15 protein-coding genes are annotated in these 19626 nt (G+C 64.1%); 8 read left to right on the forward strand and 7 right to left on the reverse strand.

Features of this window, described 5'->3' with window-relative positions; genetic code table 11:
* Positions 1-11 precede the first annotated feature (11 nt).
* On the reverse strand, positions 12-2195 hold the full coding sequence (locus SMA01S_RS08585; protein ID WP_066820374.1) for a calcium-binding protein: 2184 nt from the start codon (positions 2193-2195) through the stop codon (positions 12-14).
* A gap of 476 nt (positions 2196-2671) precedes the next feature.
* Between SMA01S_RS08585 and SMA01S_RS08590 the strand changes: the two genes are divergently transcribed.
* From SMA01S_RS08590 to SMA01S_RS08625, 8 genes are all read left to right on the forward strand, one after another.
* Positions 2672-3910, forward strand: coding sequence for a DUF3089 domain-containing protein (locus SMA01S_RS08590; RefSeq protein WP_084250195.1), 1239 nt, complete (start codon positions 2672-2674; stop codon positions 3908-3910).
* A 116-nt stretch (positions 3911-4026) separates the two neighbouring features.
* Positions 4027-5598: an AMP-binding protein gene (locus SMA01S_RS08595; protein ID WP_066820378.1), complete on the forward strand. Its 1572-nt coding sequence runs from the start codon at positions 4027-4029 to the stop codon at positions 5596-5598.
* Between the two features lie 45 nt (positions 5599-5643).
* The gene (locus tag SMA01S_RS08600) at positions 5644-7272 is read left to right on the forward strand and encodes a hypothetical protein (protein ID WP_066820380.1); all 1629 of its coding nucleotides are present in this window, start codon (positions 5644-5646) and stop codon (positions 7270-7272) included.
* A gap of 62 nt (positions 7273-7334) precedes the next feature.
* The gene (locus SMA01S_RS08605) at positions 7335-8234 is read left to right on the forward strand and encodes an SDR family NAD(P)-dependent oxidoreductase (protein ID WP_218016860.1); all 900 of its coding nucleotides are present in this window, start codon (positions 7335-7337) and stop codon (positions 8232-8234) included.
* Positions 8235-8473: 239 nt separating this feature from the next.
* Positions 8474-9124, forward strand: coding sequence for a TetR/AcrR family transcriptional regulator (locus SMA01S_RS08610; RefSeq protein ID WP_066820471.1), 651 nt, complete (start codon positions 8474-8476; stop codon positions 9122-9124).
* Positions 9125-9467: 343 nt separating this feature from the next.
* Positions 9468-12290, forward strand: coding sequence for a TonB-dependent receptor domain-containing protein (locus SMA01S_RS08615; protein WP_084250196.1), 2823 nt, complete (start codon positions 9468-9470; stop codon positions 12288-12290).
* A 184-nt stretch (positions 12291-12474) separates the two neighbouring features.
* On the forward strand, positions 12475-13800 hold the full coding sequence (locus SMA01S_RS08620) for a glycoside hydrolase family 1 protein (protein ID WP_066820390.1): 1326 nt from the start codon (positions 12475-12477) through the stop codon (positions 13798-13800).
* Positions 13785-14021 carry a hypothetical protein gene (locus SMA01S_RS08625; RefSeq protein WP_066820395.1) on the forward strand — a complete coding sequence of 79 codons (237 nt, stop codon included), beginning with the start codon at positions 13785-13787 and terminating at the stop codon, positions 14019-14021. The genes SMA01S_RS08620 and SMA01S_RS08625 overlap by 16 nt, the downstream gene beginning before the upstream one ends.
* Before the next feature lie 88 nt (positions 14022-14109).
* Here the strand turns inward: SMA01S_RS08625 and SMA01S_RS08630 are convergent, their stop codons facing one another.
* From SMA01S_RS08630 to SMA01S_RS08655, 6 genes are all read right to left on the reverse strand, one after another.
* On the reverse strand, positions 14110-14580 hold the full coding sequence (locus SMA01S_RS08630) for a hypothetical protein (RefSeq protein WP_066820397.1): 471 nt from the start codon (positions 14578-14580) through the stop codon (positions 14110-14112).
* The gene (locus SMA01S_RS08635; RefSeq protein ID WP_066820399.1) at positions 14577-15815 is read right to left on the reverse strand and encodes a molybdopterin-dependent oxidoreductase; all 1239 of its coding nucleotides are present in this window, start codon (positions 15813-15815) and stop codon (positions 14577-14579) included. Before SMA01S_RS08635 ends, SMA01S_RS08630 begins: the two co-directional genes overlap by 4 nt.
* A gap of 92 nt (positions 15816-15907) precedes the next feature.
* On the reverse strand, positions 15908-16990 hold the full coding sequence (locus SMA01S_RS08640; protein WP_084250197.1) for a YeiH family protein: 1083 nt from the start codon (positions 16988-16990) through the stop codon (positions 15908-15910).
* Positions 16991-17197: 207 nt separating this feature from the next.
* The gene (locus SMA01S_RS08645; RefSeq protein WP_066820403.1) at positions 17198-18088 is read right to left on the reverse strand and encodes a LysR substrate-binding domain-containing protein; all 891 of its coding nucleotides are present in this window, start codon (positions 18086-18088) and stop codon (positions 17198-17200) included.
* A 138-nt stretch (positions 18089-18226) separates the two neighbouring features.
* Positions 18227-19000, reverse strand: a complete 774-nt coding sequence (locus SMA01S_RS08650; protein ID WP_066820404.1) for an anti-sigma factor family protein — start codon at positions 18998-19000, stop codon at positions 18227-18229.
* Entirely contained in the window at positions 18997-19509 is a 513-nt protein-coding gene (locus SMA01S_RS08655) for a sigma-70 family RNA polymerase sigma factor (RefSeq protein WP_066820472.1), read from the reverse strand. Before SMA01S_RS08655 ends, SMA01S_RS08650 begins: the two co-directional genes overlap by 4 nt.
* Positions 19510-19626: the final 117 nt, after the last annotated feature.

Genomic DNA, 19626 nt, shown 5'->3' on the forward strand with positions numbered 1-19626 from the left:
CCGAGGGGACGTCAGCCGAAGACGAAATCATTGGGAGAAAGCTCCTGCGCGCCGCGCACGAAGATGCTGTCGGTACCCATGGAAATGCGAACGCCGCCCGCACTCGTGGCGAAACTGAGCTGCTCATAAGCGATGTCGAAGGCGCTGAGATCGATATGGTCTGCGCCGGGCGTAAAGTCGGTGATCTCATCGGCGCCGGAGCCGGGCGCGAACACGAACCAGTCGGCGCCCGCGCCTCCCTCGAGCAGGTCGTTGCCGCCGCCTCCTACCAGGTGATCGGTGCCGTCGCCGCCATAGAGCTTGTCGGCGCCGCCAACCACCGTCGCGGTCGATGCTCGGCCGTCGCCATAGAGCCAGTCATTGCCGTCGCCGCCGTCCAGCGTGTCGGCGCCACCCTTGGCGCTATCCGTCATCACGTCACCGTCGCCGATCAGAATGTCGTCGCCCGTGCCACCGGTCAGCCGGTCGCTGCCCCCCTTGCCGCTGTCATAGATATTGGTCGCATCGCCGATCAGCAGGTCGGCATCGTCTCCGCCGTCGAGCCGGTCGTTGGCGCCCTGGCTGCTCAGCCATTCCTGGTCGCCGACCAGGCGGTCCGCACCCGTGCCGCCGTCGAGCCAATCCGACTGCCAGCCGCCGAGCAGCATGTCGGCACCGGACTGGCCCCGGAGCAGATCCTCGCCATTGCCGCCCGCGAGTGAATCGTCGCCCGAATTGCCGGCAATGTCGTCATTGGCGGCGAGCCCGCCCAGCGTGTCGCTGCCCGCGCCGCCGATCATCGTGTTGGCGAGCGCGTTGCCATTGCCGGTGAAATCGGCGGCGCCGCGACGGATCAGCTCCTCGACATTGCCGGCGAGCGTGTAGCTGTCGAGCGTCGTCTCGACCCGGTCGAACCCGGCGTCGGCGGCTTCGGTGATCCGGTCGCCGGTGTTGTCGACAAGGAAGATGTCGTCACCCGCGGTGCCGAGCAGCACGTCCGCCGTGGCCGTGGCGGGCAGCGGCAGCAGTGCGATATAGTCGGTCGCGCCAGGCGACGCGCTGCCTTGATCGACGGTCAGCGTTTCGCGGATCGTCTCCGCGCCGCTGAGGCCAGGGAGCGAATCGCTGGTGACGAGCGTCGAGAGTTCGGACCGGGTGATCTCGACGTCCTGCAAGGTGAGGTGCCCCTGCGAGGAGATCACCTTGGTGCGCGATCCGGCATCGTCAAAGCGTCCGCCGATCACGGTGACGTTGGCGGCGTCGTCAAGCCAGAGCTGGTTCTGCTCGGAGATCCCGCCGCGCAGCACCGGGTTCAGGCCGACCGAGTCGATCAGCGTCGCCTCGCCCCAGAACCGATAGTTGCGGCCATTCTCCTCGCTGAGCGCGCGGAGGAGCACGGTGTCACTCGACTTGAGGTCGTAGCCGCCGTCGCTGTTGCCGCGCGCTACGGTGTCGATGAAGCGCACGTCATAGGCTCCGCGCTCGCTCGCGAAGCCGTCGCCGTTGAAATAGGCGCCGGCGGTGCTTTGGACATTCTCCATCGCCACCTGGCTGAGCGTGACGTTGTGGACGGTGCCGTCGAGATGGACGCCTTCGGGCAGGTCGTCGCCGGTTTGCCCGGCCATGTCCGCCGTGACGTTGTCGATCACAACGTCGTTGGTATCGTATTGGAGGCGGATCGCGGCCCTGGAGAAGCCCCGCACGTCGACGTCACGGATCGTCAGTCCGGTGATTGTCGCGGTACCCGACGGCGCGCTGGAATAATCCTCGAAGAAGCGGCGGACATTGTTCGCGTCGACGCCCTCGATGTGGAGATTGCTGAGATCGGCGGTGACGCGGAAGGCCGTGCCGACATTGTCGATTCGCAGGTCGCGGAATTCAAGATTGTCGGCGCCCGTGCCGAGTTTGAACAGCTCATTGCCGGAGGCATCGCCCGCTTGCCAATCGGGCGGGCGCGAGCCGGTGAAATGCGCGGCCATGGCATTGCCGCCGGAATCGATGCCGCGCACGACTACTGGCTGGCCCTCCGCCCCCCCGCGGGTGAGCGCGAGAATGCCAGTAACGTTGTAGTCGCCCTGGTCGGCCAGCAGCAGCACCTCGCCACCCGGCCCCGCCCCTCCGATCAGCGTGTTGAGCGAACCGATCGACGCTGCATTGTTTATGTCGCTGCCGCTTTTGTCCCCGGACCCGGCAGGCGAGATATACAGGCTTGGCATGGCGAATAATCCCCTGCTTTTGCAAGGAGGTTAACCTCGATCAACTCGCAATGCTGCATGGCAATATGGCTAAACCAACATTATGCCGATCATCGGAGAGATTATTGCGACGGGCCGTCCTGGACTCCTGACGCCGCTTGGCCACTGCGACGATCCAATATGGCCTGCCCCGGTGCCGGACGAACTGCCGGCCGGAATTTCGGCTGGAGGCCGAACGCAGCCCGCCTCGACGGTTTTCATCGGATAGAAAGCCAGTTCACAGAATCTGCGCGTCTGCCTCAATCGCAATGACATTGCCGCTTGCCGGTCCAATAGAAGTATTCCTTGGCTCGCACTCGCGAGGCCGCCGGCAGGTAGGCCCTAAGCCATTCGCCCGGCTCGGTAAGATATTATCTAACAACATAGTGAATGTTGACTCTGGCGTTTTGGGAGTGCCAAATGGTCTCAATCGGCAGACGGTCGAAAGGGAGAGCAGTATGAGGCAGGCGAGGGCGACGCGACGCTCGGGATCGGGTTCGATCGGATCGACACTGTCCCGAATTGCCTGGGCGGTGGCGGCGTTCGCAGCCGCTGCGTTGCAAGCGGCCCCCGCCGTGGCCGCGCCAGTGACCGCATCCGATACGCCCGATTACGCCAGCCCGGCAGCGTGGCTGTGTCGTCCTGACCAGTCCGGCGACGCGTGCGGCCGCTCCAACCAGGACGCCGTCATCCTGCGCGCCGACGGCTCGACCACGGTGGAGCGCTTCCGCGCCGATCCCAAGGCGCCGATCGACTGCTTCTATGTGTATCCCACGGTATCGCGTGATCCCGGCGGCAATGCGTCGATGAAGGTCGAGCAGGAAGAGATCGCCGTCATCAACCAGCAATTTGCCCGATTCGGCGCGGTTTGCCGGCGTTTCGCGCCGTTGTACCGGCAAGTGACGCTGTCGGCGCTTCATGCCAATATCCGTGGCACGCCAATCCCCGCCGACCGGCAGATGGCCTATGACGACGTCAAGCGCGCCTGGGACTATTACCTCGCCCATGACAATAACGGTCGCGGCGTCGTGCTGGTCGGTCACTCGCAGGGGTCGGGCATCCTAGCCCAGCTGGTCAAGAACGAGATCGACGGGAAGCCGATCCAGCGCCAGATAGTGTCGGTGATCCTTGCCGGCTATCGGTTGCAGGTTCCGGTCGGCAAGGACGTCGGCGGCGATTTCAAGGCGATCCCGCTTTGCCGCGCGGTCGGGCAGATCGGCTGCGCGATCAACTTTTCCTCATTCCGGGCAGATAGCCCGCCGCCGCCCGACGCCAAGCTGTTCGGTGCCTCGGCAGGGCCAGGCCTCGAGGCGGCGTGCGTTAATCCGGCGGCATTGGCCGGCGGCGACGCGCCGCTGCACGCCTATCTCGGCGCCGGGGCCGAGATGGTGACCGCCAGCGGCGAGCGGCAGGGGCCCTGGACCAACCCGCCCAAAGCGATCGCCGAGCCTTTCGTCGAGGTGCCAGGCCTGCTCAGTGCCGAGTGCCGTAGCGAGGGCAATCACAATTTCCTGGCGATCACCATCCATCCCACGCCGTCGGGCAAGCGCACCAACGTGATCGTCGGTGACGTCATCATCGACGGAAAAAAGCTACCCGACTGGGGGCTGCACCGGATCGATATGAACCTGGCGATGGGCAATCTGGTCGACGTGGTCAGGGCCCAGGCGAAGACGTACCTTGCCAAGAAGCGCTAGCCGGTCCGGCATCGACGAAGGTTTCTGAGACTCCCCACTGGGCGGGCGCACCGGCGTCCGCCCGTTTCCCCGGGCATCCGTTTTCTGCCCGTGCCGTGCTCTAACCAAAAGATCCCATGCAATCCTACGATCTGACCGTCGATAAATTCCTCGACCACGCCGCACGATGGGCTGGCGCGCGTGAGGTGGTGACTGCCCGGGCGGGCGCGGCATCGCTGCGGATCGGCTATGCGGATCTTCGCGACCGCGCCAATCGTGCGTCGGGAGCACTACTTGCCCTGGGCATGCGCCCCGGCGACCGCATCGCGACGCTGGCGTGGAACACGCAGCATCATTTCGAACTCTATTACGCGGCGATGGGCATCGGCCTGGTGTGCCACACGCTCAACCCGCGGCTGACCGCCGAACAACTGGCCGCGATGATCAATGAGGCTGCCGACCGCATCCTCGCGGTACCCGCCAATCTCGCCCCGTTGGTCGAGCAATTGTTGCCGCATTGTCCGACGCTCGAGCATCTGCTGTGGATCGATGGCGATCCGCCGGCGCCGAAAATGGCCAACGTTCGGGAGTGGGAATTCGAACGTCTCCTGGCGACGATGGGGCAGGAGACGGTTTGGGGCGCGTTCCCGGAAACCACGTCGGCGGGCTTGTGCTACACCTCGGGCACGACCGGGCGGCCGAAGGGCGTATTGTACACGCACCGGTCGAATTATCTCCACACGTTGCGCGCGCTTCAGGCGGACGCCTTTGCGATCACGGCGCGGGATTCGCTGCTGATCGCGGTGCCGATGTTCCACGCCAATGGCTGGGGCCTGCCGTTCGCCGCCCCGGCGGCGGGCGCCAAGGTCGTCTTGCCCGGTCGCCATGCCGATGGGGCCAGCCTGTTCCAGTTGATGCGCGACGAGCGGGTGACCATCGCGGTCGGCGTCCAGACAGTATGGCTGGGGGTCGTCGAGCATCTCGAGCGTACCGGGGCGACTCTTCCCGATCTCGAGCGGGTCATCGTCGGCGGATCGGATTGCCCCGAGGGACTCGTGCGGCGGCTGGAGACGGGGTTGGGCGCGAAGGTCCAGACCAGTTGGGGGATGACCGAATTGTCGCCGCTGGGTGTGACCGCGCCGCCAGGGGGCGAATCCGGCCCAAGTGCCGGCCGGCTGCTGATGGGGCTCGACGTGAAGCTGACCGATGCGGACGGCATCGCCTTGCCCCGGCAGTACGACGCGGTCGGCCATCTGAAGGTCAAAGGCCCGAGCGTGCTCGATCGCTATTTCGGCATGACCGAAGATGTGCTGGACGAGGAGGGGTTCTTCGATACCGGCGACCTCGCGTCGATCGACATGGCCGGCAACCTGACGATCCGCGGGCGGTCCAAGGACCTCATCAAATCCGGTGGCGAATGGATCAATCCAGCGGAGATCGAAGCGATCATCGGCCGCGAGCCGCTGATCGGCCAGGTGGCGGTGATCGCGCGCGCCGACGGCAAATGGGGCGAGCGTCCGGTGCTGGTGGTCGAGCCTCGCCCCGGTGCGACCTTGCGCGACGAGGAGCTGATCGCGGCGTTGCGCGGTAAAATCGCCGATTGGTGGCTGCCCGACGACATCGTGCGAGTGGACGCCATGCCACTCGCCGCCACCGGGAAGATCGACAAGCTCGGTCTTAGCGCCGCCTATGCCGCCGGGACACTCTGACGCTCGGCAATACTCATCTCGCGCGCGAACGATAAGACCAGCCCGATGGCCGGACATGCGCAAGGAGAGGGATCGATGGTGATGAAGCGGCGTGACGTGCTGCAAGGCCTCGGGGCCGGCGCGGCGATCGGTCTGGTCGGTCTGCCGGCGCGGGGTGCGACCGCTTCCTCGCCGTTGCTCGGGCCGCCCAACCGGCAATGGGTAGTCTCGGAAGCCGAGGCGATGGCATGGCACCGCTACAAAGACAGCAAGGGACCGGCGCTCACCGGGAACGAGTCCTGGCACTCGTTCCTCGAGTTCCTCGAAGCCAAGCTCAAGGCGTTCGGCTGCGCCGACGTCCATCGCTCGCCCTGGATCTTCAAGCGCATGGTATCGAGCGTTTGGCCGGACGCGTCCAAATGGGGGCTCGTGTCGAACGGGCACCCCGTCCACGTCGCCAATTTCGGCGCGAATTGCGGGATCACCGGACCGGATGGCGTCACCGCCCAATTGGTCCTCTGGGATCCCGAGACCAAGCCCGACGTGACCGGCAAGATCGTCGTCTATCGGCCGGTGCCGCGCGCCGACGTGCGCGCGGCGTTCAGCGGCAGCGATTACGAATACAGCACGCCGTTCGACAGCTGGCCGGTCGAGGGCAGGCCGGTGCCGCAAAACCAGGACGGCACCCATTCCATATCCGACACGGTCTGGGACGACATGACCGCATCGGCGACGTTCGTCGCCACGATGCGCGACCGAAAGCCCGCCGGCATCGTCTTCGCGATGAACCTAAACCGCGCGGCGACGGAGGGGCTCTATACCTTCCCCGTACCGGCGCTGTACGATTTCCCGTCGGTCTATGTCGATCGGCTGGTGGGCGACACCGTCATCGCGGATGCCCGCAATCGCGCGACCGCCACGATCCGGGTCGAGGGCGCGCTGGTCGACAGCCAGGCCTATCAGCTGATCGCCTATCTTCCCGGTCGCGACTACGGCACCGATCGCGACCAGCAGGTGCAATTACGGACCCATACCGACGGTCCGTCGATCAGCCAGGACGACGGCGCGCTCGGGCTGCTTGGTGTCGTCAAATACATGAGCAGGATCCCCAAACCGGATCGCCCGCGTACCCTGATGATCGAACTCGACTGCCGTCATTTCATGCCGGGCGCCGAACGCGCCTGGGCCAGGCAGGATTATTTCGAGAAGAATCCGCACGCACGCGACAGGATCGTCGCGATGGTGGCGATGGAGCATCTCGGCCAGATCGAATACGTGTTCGACGGCGACGCGATCAGGCCGAGCGGCCGATCGCTACCGACCTGGGTCTACGCGACGACCAATCAGGCCATGATCGATGAAGCGCTGAAGGCGGCCAGGGACAATCAGGTCCGGTCGTGCGTGATCCGGTCGCCAGGGCGGCCGGGCGTCCATGGAACGTCGCAGGGCCCCTGGTATGGGATGGGCAGCGGTGCCCGCTATCTCGGCATTCCCGGCTATGGCGTTCAGGGCGACCTCGGCGCCTATTGGGCGCATTCGGGGCGGATCAACCGGTTCGATCCGCGATCCTACCGGCGTCAGGTCGCGATGTTCTGCCAGCTCACCGGTTTCCTGATGGCATCCGACCTCAGCGGATTGCAGGCACCAAAGGTCGACCGGGCGACCGAAGCGGTGCCGCCGGCTCTGAAAAGCTGAGGACGAAAAGCGCTTTGTGTTTCGTCCGAAATTAATTAGCTAACATGATAGTGAATCAGGAGCTGAGTATGAAGTTGCGGGATCGTGTCGCTATCGTCACCGGTGCGGGAGGCGGACTGGGTAAGTCCCATGCGCTGCTGTTGGCCAGTCTCGGTGCCAAGGTGGTCGTAAACGACATGAATGCGGCGAACGCGGATCAGGTCGTCGCCGAGATCGTCGCCGGCGGCGGCGACGCAATCGGGTTCGGTGCTTCGGTGACGGATGAACAGTCCGTCGCGCAGATGGTGGCAGCGGTGCTGGCGCGTTGGGGCAGGATCGACATTCTGGTCAACAATGCGGGTATCCTGCGCGACAAATCGTTCGCCAAGATGGACCTCGCCGATTTTCGTCTGGTTGTCGACGTCCACCTCATGGGGGCAGCGATCTGCACCAAGGCGGTTTGGGACGTCATGCGCGATCAGCAATATGGGCGTATCGTGATGACGACCTCGTCCTCGGGCCTGTACGGCAATTTCGGCCAGGCGAATTACGGCGCCGCCAAGATGGCGCTCGTGGGCCTGATGCAGACGCTCGCCCTCGAGGGCGAGAAATATGGCATCCGCGTCAACTGCCTCGCGCCAACGGCCGCCACGCAAATGACCCAGGGCGTATTGTCGCCGGACGCGCTCACGCAATTGTCCCCCGATCTGGTCAGCCCCGGCCTGTTTGCGCTGGTGCGGGACGAGGCACCCACGCGCGCCATCCTGTGCGCAGGTGCCGGACATTTCGCTCGGGCCAATGTCACCCTGACGCAGGGCGCATATATCGGCGGCGGCGCCGACGCGGGCGAACGGGTTGCCGCCGCCTGGGACGACATCAGTGATCGCGCTGGAGAGGTCGTGCCCGATTACGGATTTGCCCAGGCCGAACGCGAACTTGCCAGTGCCGGTCACGATCTGCCGACCATGGCGGTGCAACACTGATCGTCGATCAACGGCTGGGAAGGGGGGATGCTTTCCTTGGACTGGCGGCATCACCATCGCCGCGCTCGGAGCTTGACGTCTCTCTGGCTAAACTGAAAGGAGTCTATTCGGGCTGAAGGAAGCTAGAGGTGACCAAGGTAAAATCATCGTCCCCAGCCAGCGGGCGCAGCCGGCCCGTTTCAAATACCGGTCGGGCGAAGCGCAAACCAAGCACCAAGGCCGAGCAGCGCGCCGAAACGATCGAGCAGATTCTCGATACGGCGGAGTACCTTTTTTCGCGTCACGGTCTTTATGGCGTAACGCTGAAGGACGTCGCCAAGCAGGTCGGCGTCCATCACACGCTGCTCCATTATTATTTCGTGGACAAGCGCGCGCTGTTCGATGCGGTCTTCGCCCGCCGCGCCGAGGTTACCAGCGAGCGGCGAATGAAGGTACTGGACGATTACGAGAAGGAGACCGGCGGACGGCCGACGGTCGAGGGTGCGCTGCACGCCTTTCTCGATACCGACCTCGACCTTTACATCGAAGGCGGGGAGGGGTGGAAAAACTACGCCGCGCTGGGGGCCCAGGTCGCCAATACGCCCGAATGGGGGGCGGAATTGATGGACCAGCATTTCGACCCCGTCGTGCTGCGCCTGATCGACCTGTTGAAGCGCGCGTTGCCCGATTGCGAAGAGGACGACATCTTCTGGGGCTATCACTTCGTGACCGGAGCGTTGATGCTGACGCTGGCGCGGACCGGACGTATCGACAAACTGTCACATGGCTTGTGCCGATCGGACGACTTCGTGGCGGTTAAGAAGCGCATGGCGACGTTCATGGCCGGCGGATTCCGCTCGGTTTGTGCCGAACGCAAGGCCGAGCGACGCGAGGTCGGTAGCGTTTCCTAAAATGCCTTCGGACGACGGCTCGCATCCGCCGCGAATGAGCGAGACGCGCTCAATCCGAGTCGGCGTGGGTAAACCATCGGCCGTTTAGAACCATCGTGCCATATGGCAGCAACATTGGCGGGCGACGCTCAACATTGCTGCCGGAACGCCAACGAAATCGTGGATCCGCTAGCGTCGCCCGCAGTCGCCTACGGTCTGAATGGCCACGCAAAAACGCGGCTCGTATCGGTAATCAAAAGATGTTCACTCACGCGTTAAATAAATTATTGCAATTCGTTTGATCGGGCATAATGATCCCACCTCATCGCGCCGAAGAGCGCGGTTGCTTGGAGGAGGGTGTTCGATGCTAAGGGCAGTTCTGTTGTGCGGTGTCGCGTTCGTCGTTCTGCCGTCAGTGGCGCAGGCTCAATCGGCGTCGGCAGCGCCTTCATCCCCTCAGAATTCGGCCGATGCCGGCCAGCCGATGGCGAGGCAGGATCAGGCCGCTACGCCCGCCGTGCCCGAGAGCGACATCGTCGTGACGGGTTCGCGCATTACCGCGAACGGATTTCAGCAGCCGACTCCGGTAACGGTCGTCGGACAGGCGGAAATCAATCGGCAAGCTCCACCAACGATCGCGAGCTATCTGAACCAACTGCCGTCGTTCGGTAACGCCACGTCGGCGAAGAATCCGGCGATCAACGTTGCGGGCGGCGGGGCCGAATTCGTCAACCTGCGCAATCTCGGTGCGACGCGGACGCTCGTCCTGCTCGACAATCGGCGCGTCGTCGAATCGACCACTGCCGGCGGCGTCGATACCGTCACGCTGCCGTTCGGCCTCATCAAGCGGGTCGAGGTCGTCACCGGCGGCGCCTCGGCGGCTTGGGGGTCTGACGCGGTAGCCGGCGTCGTGAATTTCGTCCTCGATCGCGATTATCAGGGCCTCGGCCTGAATGTCGAAAGCGGCGTTTCGGAGCGGGGAGATGCGGGCTACGTCAAGGCGAACGTGACGGCGGGTCACAGCTTCGCCGGCGGCAAGGGCCATATCGTCGCCGAGTTCGACTATCTCAACCAGCCCGAAGGCGTCGACCTGGCCGACCGCAGCTTCTTCAAGAGCAGGGCGGTGGTCAACAATCCGGCCTATGTCAAAGGCAACGGTCAGCCCCGCCAGATCACCGTCAGCAACGTCGCGCCGGCGAACGTGTCGCCTGGCGGCGTCATCACCTCCGGCCCGTTACGCGGCATCCAGTTTGTGGGTCCGAACGGAACCCCGGCGCCCTATAATTTCGGCAATCAATCCGGGCTGGTCCAATATGGGGGCGATGTCGATAAAACGGTTGGTCTCGCCCGCTCGATTTCAACGCCGCTCAATTATGCCAATTTCTTCGGGCACGTCGATTATGACGTGCTGCCGGGGGTCACGGCCTATGTCGAAGGTTTTTACGGGAAGACGAACTACAACGAGAATGGCTATCTATATTATCTGCGGCAAGGCAATATCACGATCAACGCCGATAATGCGTATCTGAATCCGACCATTCGCAATCAGTTGCTCGCCGCGGGACAGACGTCATTCAGTCTCGGCAAGGACACGGTCGATTTCGGTCCGCCGACGTCCCATAACAGCCGCGACGTGTGGCGCGCGGTGGCCGGCCTGGACGGCAAGATTGGCGATAGCTGGAAGTGGCACGCTTATTACACGCACGGTGAATCGATCACCAACCTCTATGCCTATAACGACACCATCATCGCCAATTTCAACAATGCGGTTGATGCCGTTCGCGATCCGGGCACGGGGAATATCGTTTGCCGGTCGACGCTGACGAACCCCAATAATGGCTGCGTGCCGCTCAACCTCTTCGGCGTCGGCGTGGCGTCGCCGGCGGCGATCGCCTACACACATGGCACGGCGTTCCAGCGCTCGATCGTCAAGCTCGACGTCGTGTCCGCAGACGCGTCGGGAACGCTTTTCCGCTTGCCGGCGGGTGACGTCTCGGTTGCCTTTGGCGGCGACTATATCAGGAACGAAGCGTCGTCGACGCAGGACGCCCTGGCACTTGCACGCGCTTATGCCGTGCAGAATTTCCAGCCCTTCTACGGCAAGCGCCATGTCAAGGAAGCGTTCGTCGAAACAGTGATTCCGATCCTGAAAGACGTGCCCCTGGCGCAGAAGCTGGAATTGAACGCCGCCGGGCGCATCACCGACTATAGCACCAGTGGCAGCGTCAAGACCTGGAAGGTGGGCATCTCGGACCAGGTCTTCAGGGACCTGCGGGTTCGCGGCACCTTGTCCCGCGACATCCGCGCGCCGACGCTGACCGATCTGTTCTCCGGAGGCGTACTCACCCAGCAGCCGGTATTCGACACGCTGACCAATAAGACCTATCCGCAATATACCAATGCCAAGGGCAACCCGGCACTCAGACCCGAACTCGCGGATACGGCCACGGCCGGCGTCATCTACAGCCCCAGCTTCCTCCCCGGGCTGCAGCTCTCCGTCGATTATTATCGCATCAGCTTGAAAGGCGCGATTTCCTCGGTCAGCGCCGCACAGGAGCTGGCGTTCTGCAACGGCGGCCAGGCGCAATATTGCCAATACGTCCACCGCGACGCCAACCAGGCGATCCTTTCGATCGACACGGTTCCCGTGAACGTCGCGAGCCTCAAGACACAGGGCTGGGATTTCGAACTCGATTATCGGCACCGGGTTGGTCCGGGCCAAATCAGCTTCCGTGGACTGGCGTCTTATGTTCCGGTGTTCACGCAGGTCGACGCGGTGGGCAACGTAACCAACCTGGCTGGCCAGATAGGTGACCTCAACCCGGGTGAGCCGAAGTGGAAGGCGAATGCCTACCTCACGTACGAGCAGGGACCCTTCTCGCTCACGCTGAACGCACGCTATGTCGGGCCGGGGAAATTGCAGAGCAATTGGGTCAGCGGCGTCGATGTCGATAACAATTCGGTCAAGAGTTTCCTGACCTTCGGTCTAACCGGTATCGTTAAGCTTGATGGCAAAGGCGCTTACACCTTGACCTTCGGCATCGACAATCTGTTCGACCGGGATCCGGTCGACCTGCCGGTCATTCCAAACACCGTCCAATATTCCGCGCCGGGCCTGGGCGGACGGTTCGACCTGTATGATCCGCTCGGGCGTAGCTTCCGCATGGGCGTCCGGGCGAAGTTCTAAAACCGGCGCGGGGCACAAGGGGGCGGGAGGGGGCATACCGGCCGGTGGTGCCCTCTCCCGTAAATACGCCGCGACCAAGCGAAAGGGTAGTGATGAAGCATTTTCTGCTCTTCTCGACCGTCTTGGTATTCTCTGTTGTATCGGTCTCCACCTCGGGAACGACAGGCGCGCTTCAGAGGTAAACATGGCTGAATTCGATGCTACGCGCCGGACTGTCATCGCGGGATTGGCGGCGTCCGCCGTCATCGACGCGCTTCCCGCCCATTCCGCGCCGCGCCGTGCGATGCCCAAGGGGTTCCTGTGGGGCGCGGCGATCTCGGCGCATCAGAGCGAGGGCAGCGACGTCCATTCGGACAGCTGGCTGCTCGAGAACCTGCCCGAGACTGTCTACAAGGATCCATCGGGCGACGCCTGCGACAGCTATCATCTCTACGAGCGCGATTTTGCGATTGCGCGGGCGATCGGATTGAATTGCTATCGCTTCGGCATCGAATGGGCGCGGATCGAGCCCGAACCCGGGCACTTCTCGCAGGCCGAACTTGACCATTATGTCCGCGTCCTCGCGTCGTGTCGCGCGCATGGCTTGCTGCCGATCGTCACTTACAATCATTTCACTGTGCCGTTGTGGTTCGCGGAGCGCGGCGGCTGGGAATTGCCCGACAGCGCGGACCTGTTCGCCCGTTTCTGTGAGCGGGCGACGCGCGCACTGGGCGACCAGATCGGCATGGCGTCGCCGTTCAACGAGGCCAATATTCATCGGCTTGCCGCGATGCTGCGCACGGCCGCGACGCCGGAGCATATAGCGAAACGCCGCACGATGCTCGCCGCCGCGGCGCGCGCGACGAATGCGCCCGCGTTCTCCTCGATCCTCTTCTCCGAAGCCAACAGTATCGACGTGCATCTGCTCGATGCGCAAATGAAGGGATATCAGGCGATCAAGGCGGGGCCTGGTAATTTCCCGGTGGGCGTCACGCTGACGACGCAGGCGATCGAAGGGGTCGGCGAGAACAGCTTGGCCGCCGAAATGGAACGCGCACTCTACGGCGACTGGTGGGACGCGGTGAACGCGAGCGACTTCGTGGGCGTGCAAGTTTATACCCGGTTCCGCTTCGACGCGAAGGGAATGCTGCCAATTCCGGCCGGCGCGACGATCACGGCGGCGGGGTATGAGTATTACCCGCAGGCGCTCGGTCAGGTGATCCGTCTCGCCGCCAAAAAGACGAGTAAGCCGATCTTCGTAACCGAGAGCGGGATCGCCACCGACGATGATGCTCGCCGCGTCGCCTGGCTGGATGCCAGCGTCGCCGAGATCGAAAGCTGCCAGCGCGACGGCATCGACGTCAAAAGCTACATCTACTGGTCGCTGCTCGACAATTTCGAATGGACGCAGGGCTACAGCCAGCATTTTGGGCTGGTCGCGGTCGATCGCCGGAGCTTCGTGCGAACCGCCAAACCGAGCGCCCGCCATTTCGCGCGGCTGATCGCGGAGCGGCGATGGCCGGCACGCTAAATGGATTGTTCGATCTGACCGGCCGCGTGGCGGCCGTCACTGACGGGCCGCGCGGAATGGGTTCCTGGATCGCGGGCGACGAATTCGGCGCGTCGCTTGGGCTCATTGCACGCGAACAAGTCGCAACGCCCCCCAATGCCGGTCGTTTGGCCTACCTTCCGGTCATCCGGAAAGCAGTCGCCACGGCGCTGATGGGGCCTCCAGAGGGGTCTGATCGCTGAAGCAGCCTTTGCAGTAACCAGGTAGAGGTTGTCGGGACGCGACGACGCCACTGGCGCGCGGGCTGTCGCATTCGGCGATCTCGCCTGACTATCCGGTACCCCCCGACCGATCGGAGGGCGTTGGCGACGAACCGCTCACCGGCAGCTTGCCACTCATTGCATTCAGGTAATCGAGAATGTCCGGCACGGCGGAGGCCGGCACCGGCGCCTTGTACGTGGCGCGCATCTTCTCAACGATGGCCTTCCATTGATCACGGCTCAAGCGGGGCTGTGACAGTGCCATCGTTGCGGAATGGCAAGACGTGCAGTTGGCGTTGATCACGGCGGCGTGCGGTCCATCGGGAAAGGGAACGATGTCGTCCGGGAGATCGACGCTGACCGAAACCAGGGCGCTGCCCGGCCCGGCGACTTGTGAAGGCGCCGACGCCGGGCTGGCGGTTGCGATCGCCGGGGGCTTGCGTGCGGTTGGCGGGCCGATCGCGACCAGAACTATGCTCGTGAACACCAGCACCCCGAAGGCGAGAGCGCCAGGCGACGGATTGAGGAAGGACCCTTTCATGTAAGCCTCACTCGCGATGCCTCGACGCAGCCGCGCATGAAGCCGCCCGGATTCCAGTTTGGCGTCATGGGTTGAGTAAGCCCGTTGGTGTTGGTGCAGCGGCTCAGCAGGGTGTAGCGCCCGGCATGTGGCACCCGTAAGGTCATGTCGAACCGGCGAAAGCTATACCTGCCCTCGTCCGAACCGAGCGAAGCCTCGTGCCACGTCCTGCCCAGATCGCCCGAAATCTCGACCCTGGCGACACCCGCGTCGCCGCCCATGGCGATTCCGCCGACCGGCAGCTCGGGGGCGTAGCTAAACGTCTGTTCGTCGGACCAGCCCGTGATCCAGGATCGCGGCACCATGCGGTTGATCGGAACTGACGGAAAATCCTTGGTTCCAGGCGCGACATTCGCGTGGGGCGTATCCGGGATCTTATAGGCCTTTGCCATCCAATAGCCGTCGTCCGGCCTGTCCAGCACTTCGATATCGTTGAGCATCTTGACCCAGTAGGTGGAGTACCAGCCAGGCACGATCAGGCGGACCGGAAAGCCGTTCAAAAGGGGCATCTGTTCGCCGTTCATCTCGAACGCGATCATCACTTCTCCGTCGCGCGCATGGTCCAGCGATATCGACTTCGTGAAGTCAGGGCCGGTCGGGACAACGGGCTGATCGAGCGCGCCGAAGCGAACCGCGATCGCGCCAGGTTTGACCCCGGCGAGGTCGAGCACATGGCGGAGACGGACGCCCACCCATTTCGCGTTTCCCATCGCTCCGTGCCGCCATTGGGCGCCCGCGACGCACGGCTGAAACAGACCGCGCGAGTTTCCGGAGCACTGGTTGACCGCGGCCAGCTCGACTCGCGGCATCCGCAGAAGCTCGGCGAGGGGGATGGCGAGCGGCCGATTGACATGACCGCGCACGGCGATGCGATAGCCTTGAACGTCGATCGAGGTCGGGATGTCAGCCCAGTGCCAGCGAACGAAGAAGCGGTCGTTGGGCGTGAATACGCCCTGATCGAACACCTCCATCGGCGTCTCGAGCAGCGGTGGGCGCGCTCTTTGGAGGATCATCTCGCCCTTTTCGGGGAAAGACGAGGTCGTGGGGCGAGACGACGGCCCGCCCGGAAGAGCCAAATCGACAAGGCCCTGTCCCAAAGCCGGTGCCGCGAGCAATGCGCCGCTGCCCATTCCAAGCTCCGCCAGGAATCGCCGTCGCGATCGAAGCTTCGCGAGTTCGACGTCGAAATCATCCATAAGGCGACCTTTCAATCCGGGGTGTCGTCGGCTGGTCCTGGTCGATCGAGGGAGCTCGAAGAGCGCCTCGATCGCCGGCTTGCATGCCTGGGTCAGGCAATGTGAAGGGCATGGATCAGCGCGAGGCTGATCCCTCCAAGGGTCACGAGCGAGAGGATCACCGCCGCCGTTACCCGGCCGCCGGCGCCAGCGACGGAGCGGATGTCGACGCCAAGACCCAAAGCGGCCATCGATATTACGGTCAGGTTCGTCGCTACCTCACCGATGGGAGACAGGGCAGCGTGAGGCACAAGGTCGAGCGAACGCAGACCGACCAGAGCGAGGAAGCCAAGGATGAACCATGGCACAAGGCGGTGCAGTGGCAGCCGGCCTGGCGCCGGCCGGTCACCCGCGGTGACATGGGGCGGCAGTTCGTCGGCTTCATCACGCAGGCTCGGCGCCACCAGCGAGAGGAGCAGGCAAACCGGTCCGAGCATGAGCACCCGGACGAGCTTGACCAGCGTGCCCATCTGGACCGCGACGGGCCCGATCGGCGCGGCAGCGGCAATTACCTGCGGGACGGCATAGACGGTGAGACCGGCGAGCGCCCCATATTGAAGAGCATCCAGGTGCAGCGCCATCCCGAGCAGCGGTAGTCCGAGCACCACCAGAACGCCCAGGACCGCGGTAAAGCCGATCGAGGCCGCGACATCGTCGCCATCGGCTCCGATGACGGGCGCCACGGCGGCGATCGCCGAATTGCCGCAGATCGAATTGCCGCACGCGACGAGCAGCGCCAGCCTGGTGTTGAGGCCGAAAAGGCGTCCGATACCGAAGCTGGAGGCGATCGCGACGGCAACCGTTCCAGCGATCCCGAGCAGCAGCCAGGGGCCCGCCGCGACGATTGTGGCGGCGCTCACCGACGCGCCGAGAAGCATGACGGCAAGCTCGAGAAGGACCTTCGCCGCGAAGCTGATGCCGGGGAGCCAGCCCTCGTGCGGCGTCCAGAGGCTGCGGACGATCGTGCCGACCAGGATCGCCAGAACCAGCGCCTCCAGCCAGACCCGTCCCAACAAAAACTGCTCGCCGCTCTGAAGGGCGTAAGCCGCGCCCGTCACTGCGACGCATAGGCCCAGTCCAGGCAGGATGCGGCTCGCCAGGTGCGTGCGGCCGAGCATTTCAGAAGCGCGAATCATCGGGCCAACTCCGTGTTGGCGCCGATGTGGCCCTTACGATCATTCGATTCTAACGATTGATTTATATCATTATAATCTGATTATCAGATGGATTTTGGCGGGAGGCCAACGCAGAATCAATCAGTTGCGCGGACGGGTCCGAGTGGAGGGGCTTCGCGGGCCGAACAAAGGCACCGCAGCGCAGATCATTTTAAATCGGCGGGACGATCAAATGACCCAGTCCAATCCCGCATCGAAGGTCTTGATCGCCTCGAGCAGCGCATCAGCCGCCTTGCTTCGATATCGCTCCTTTTGCCGAAGACCGAAAAAAGGGCGCGCCGACAGAGCAAAAGGCAGAACGTGAAGCGTACGTGCGTCGATGGCCGGCGCGACAACGAGGTGTGATAGCACCGCGTGGCCGACGCCCGCCCGTACCGCTGCCAAGACCGATTCATTCGAAGGCAATGTCAGGACCACGTTCAGGCGTTTTGGATCGATTCCCCGCGCCCGCACCGCCTTCTCGAATGTGGATCGGGTTCCCGAACCCTGCTCGCGCATGACCCAAGGGGCGTCCAGGATCCAGTCGTTGGTGATCTCGTCCGCCGGGCTCTGTCCGACGAGGAGCATGCGGTCAGTGGCGACCTGCCAGTGCGCCAGTGCCGGTTCTTCGATATTCCCCTCGACGAAGCCAAGCTCGGCGCGTCCTTCCAGCACGCCGCGGGCGGCACCTTCCGTGTTGTCGATGGCCACGGAGAGTTCGATTTGCGGATAGCGCCTGTGGAAGAGGGCAAGCCGTTCGGGAAGCCAGTAGCCAGCGATCGTCTGGCTGGCGATCAGGCGCAGATTGCCCCGCATCAGGCCGCCATATTCGGACAGCGCCACCTCCGCGCTTTCGACCCGAGCAAGGATCGCGCGGGCCTCGTCGAGGAACAAGAGACCGGCGTCCGTCAATTCGATCCGGCGGCCAACCCGGCTGAACAGCTTGATATTGTGTCGGGCCTCCAGCGCCGCGATCGCGCCGCTTGCGGCGGATTGGGTGACGTTCAGAGCCTGGGCCGCACGGGTCACGTGCTCTCGCTCGGCAACCGCAACAAAGACCCTCAATTGCTCAAGCGTCATGCAGACAGTCCTCATGGTCTTTGCGCGCGCGGTCGATGGCGTCCGTCGCACGATACGCATTCGCCATCAAATCGGGAAAAGGGCCATGAATGCGCCTATCGTACGCTGGGAGGTGGCTGAAAGCGGTGTCCGATCGGCTCAAGCCTTTCGAAATTGCGCGCGCACGAGATTGGCGGTGTCATGCAAATAGGCATCTGGCGCCGACCCGAACACGCCGAAGCCGAGACCGTCATCCGCCCAGGTCCAGCCTCTGACGCCCTTCTCTCCGCGAGACGTCATGCGGTCGGTCTTTTCGACTTCCATCGGCCTGACATAGAGCGCCACGCTCTCGCCCGCCGCGTTCCGGTACAGGTACAGGCCAGCGGGCCCGTGTTCGCTAGCGACCAGCCGCCCACCGATGAGGTGGAGACCTGCCGCTTCGAGGTTCGGGGCGGAGACAGGGCGGGAAAGGCGTTCCGAAAACCAGCCGTCCAGCGCGCGCTGATGATCTGCGGCGAGCTCGACGGGGCGTGTGCTGTCGCTTGCGTAGACGGCGAAGCTCGAGATCGCCTCGCGGGCCAGCCCGGCAGTTCCGACACTGGGCGGCGCAGACCAATCGCGCAGGGTCCAGCCGCCCGCTCCTCCCAATAGAAGCAGCCCGGCCGCAGACGCGGCGACCAACGGTCGGCCGCCGGTCCAACGTCGACGCGCGGCTTCGCCTATCCGGAGATCGAGGGCAAGCGGCACCGGCTCGTCCAGCACCGGGTCGAGCGCGGCCCGCAGTGCGTCGCGCTGGGACCGGTAGGATGAGAGTCGTCGCGCTTCGTCAAGGTGGTCGGCGAGCCAGGCCTCCACCTCGGCGGACCGCTCGGGCGGTAGGCGCCCGTCGACATGAGCCTGGAGCTCCGCTTCGGTGACCGGTGTTTCGCTCATGATACAATCCTCAGGGAAGGCCGCAGGCTCGCGCCGCCCGTCTCTTCCGCCATCCTCCGCAACCGCTCGCGGGCCCGCGACAGGCGGGACATGATGGTGCCTTGGGCGACGCCCAGCACCGTGGCGGCCTCGGCATAGCTGAGTTCCTCCACGCCAATGAGGAGAAGAACGCTGCGATGCTCTTCCGGCAGACGGGAAATGAGCGTCAGGATATCGGCTTGCTCGACACTCGCCTCCTGCGAAGCGGGCGCGGCGAGCCGCTCCTCCGGAACGGCATCGAGTTGGAGTGGAACGCCGCGTCGACCCCGTTGGCGCAAACGATCGATCGCGAGGTTGTGGAGGATGGCGAAGAGCCACGGCCGCGGGCTGGCGCCTTGGCGAAGGTGCCAGCGGGCCACGGCGCGCTCCAGCACGTCCTGGACCAGGTCGTCAGCATCGTCACGATCGCGAAGCAGCGCACGGGCGTAGCGACGCAGCGCCGGTACCAAGGGCTGGACCAGCTCTATCATGTCCGTCGGCGTTCGCATGGTGGCTCTCATAGCCCGTTAGACGTTCGGCATTGCGGTTTATTCCGTCGCAGACGGACTCCCTTTGCGATCCCGCCCGCCCGGAAGCGAAAGAAAAAA

Origin of the sequence: Sphingomonas mali NBRC 15500 (assembly GCF_001598415.1) — a bacterium.
GTDB classification, from domain to species: Bacteria; Pseudomonadota; Alphaproteobacteria; order Sphingomonadales; family Sphingomonadaceae; genus Sphingomonas; species Sphingomonas mali.